Genomic DNA, 1,698 nt, shown 5'->3' on the forward strand with positions numbered 1-1,698 from the left:
AACTGCGACCGACGTAGTGCATGTGCGACAAGGAAAAGAACTGTCCGGGAGCCCCTTTTCATGCCGTACCCCGGCATGAGACCGCTTTCCTCTCCGGCTGTGGTGAAGGCTCTCCTGCTCCCTCTGCATTGCATATGCGAGTTGTTCCGCCTGTATCCACGTCAGCCGGTATTGCCTGCCCTTTCCTTGGTAGAAACGGCTTGTCGCAACAGGCGGCGTGACACAAACTTTTCCGGATATGGAGGACCATTCCGGAAAATACACCGTACATTTGTACATCGAACCAATAATAACCGAATAACCGTTAAAAGAACATGGCTAAAATTAAAGTCCAAAATACAGAAGTGACAGTCATCACGTACAATGACAAGGATTATATCTCCCTGACCGACATGGTCCGCAATATGGAAAACGGTCCCGCCCTTATTGAAAAGTGGTTGCGTAACAAGAATACCGTCGAGTTTCTGGGCATATGGGAGGAGATGTACAATCCGGATTTTAATTCCCCCGAATTCGAGGGAATTAAAAACGAGGCCGGATTGAACCGTTTCATCCTTTCCGTCAAACAATGGGTGGAAAAGACCAACTCCAAAGGTATCATCGCCAAGGCCGGACGCTATGGAGGGACTTACGCACACAAGGATATCGCGTTCGAGTTCGCCACGTGGGTATCCCCTCAATTCAAGCTGTACCTGCTGAAAGAGTTCCAGCGGTTGAAAGAGGAGGAACAGGCCCAGCTCGGCTGGAGTGCGAAACGGGAACTGTCAAAGATCAACTACCGCATACATACCGATGCCATCAGGCAGAACCTGATACCGGTGGAAGTCACCCCCGCACAGGCCGGCGTCATCTATGCGGAAGAGGCGGACGTGCTCAACGTAGCCATGTTCGGGATGACCGCCAGGATGTGGCGTGAGCAGAATCCCGGTCTGAAGGGCAATATCCGTGACTATGCCTCCATCAATGAACTGATCTGCCTCTCCAATATGGAAAACCTGAACGCCGTATTCATAGACCAGGGCATACCGCAAGGCGAACGGCTCGTGAGACTGAACCGGATAGCCATCCAGCAAATGCGTGTGTTGGAAGATGATGGCGGACGAAAACTGCTTGAATGAGAATTCCGGCAGGCAACGCATCGGCATGTCCGTAAACGGGGCAAGGAGGTGAAATGCCGCCTGATCCACATTCATGCATGGGATATGGGATACTGAAGCTACGGAACGGCTTACAGCCTGATATCAAGTGTCATAACCGTTCCGTGGCGGGGTATTGTTCGGAACACATTCCCGAATGAGGTCTTCCATGATTTTAAAAGACTCCGTATTCCAGAAGGAACAAACGTACACATACAATTTCTCCGGTACGGCTAACCTTCCTGTCACTTCCCTGTAATCCTCCCCAAAATCAACACTGCCGTATAAACCGCATGAAAGCCCGGACATGCTTCCTGTTTCCAATCCCATTTCCGCTCCTTCTGCAATATCACGTATTGCCGTTCTCATTCCATATCCTTGAATATTTCTCCAAGTATGCCGAAGACAGAAAAGCTGCATGGTATTTTAGATTCTCACCGGACAGGCAATAGACAGAAGGAATCCGTCATCCTCATTTCTTGCGGCAAAAATAGTTGTTTTTCAGGCCGGTCCCGCAAGGCGGCCCTGCGGGCTGGTTGCTCGTGAAAAAATCTTCCTCACG

The 1,698-nt window shown here is 50.4% G+C and carries 3 protein-coding genes; 2 read left to right on the plus strand and 1 reads right to left on the minus strand.

All coding sequences use genetic code 11. From position 1 onward, the window contains the following. Together KTG12_RS22035 and KTG12_RS21210 are read left to right on the plus strand one after the other, a co-directional pair. Positions 1-348 (plus strand): hypothetical protein (locus tag KTG12_RS22035; protein ID WP_227226384.1); only part of this gene is annotated, 348 nt, incomplete at its 5' end. After that, positions 315-1,118 (plus strand): KilA-N domain-containing protein, encoded by an 804-nt coding sequence (locus KTG12_RS21210; RefSeq protein ID WP_004320828.1) that lies wholly within the window; start codon positions 315-317, stop codon positions 1,116-1,118. The genes KTG12_RS22035 and KTG12_RS21210, both read left to right, overlap by 34 nt. A 123-nt stretch (positions 1,119-1,241) precedes the next feature. Here the strand turns inward: KTG12_RS21210 and KTG12_RS21215 are convergent, their stop codons facing one another. Beyond that, entirely contained in the window at positions 1,242-1,505 is a 264-nt protein-coding gene (locus KTG12_RS21215) for a hypothetical protein (protein WP_226766765.1), read from the minus strand. Positions 1,506-1,698 lie beyond the last annotated feature (193 nt).

It is taken from the genome of Parabacteroides sp. MSK.9.14 (assembly GCF_019041495.1).
In the GTDB taxonomy this organism is placed as follows: Bacteria; Bacteroidota; Bacteroidia; order Bacteroidales; family Tannerellaceae; genus Parabacteroides; species Parabacteroides merdae.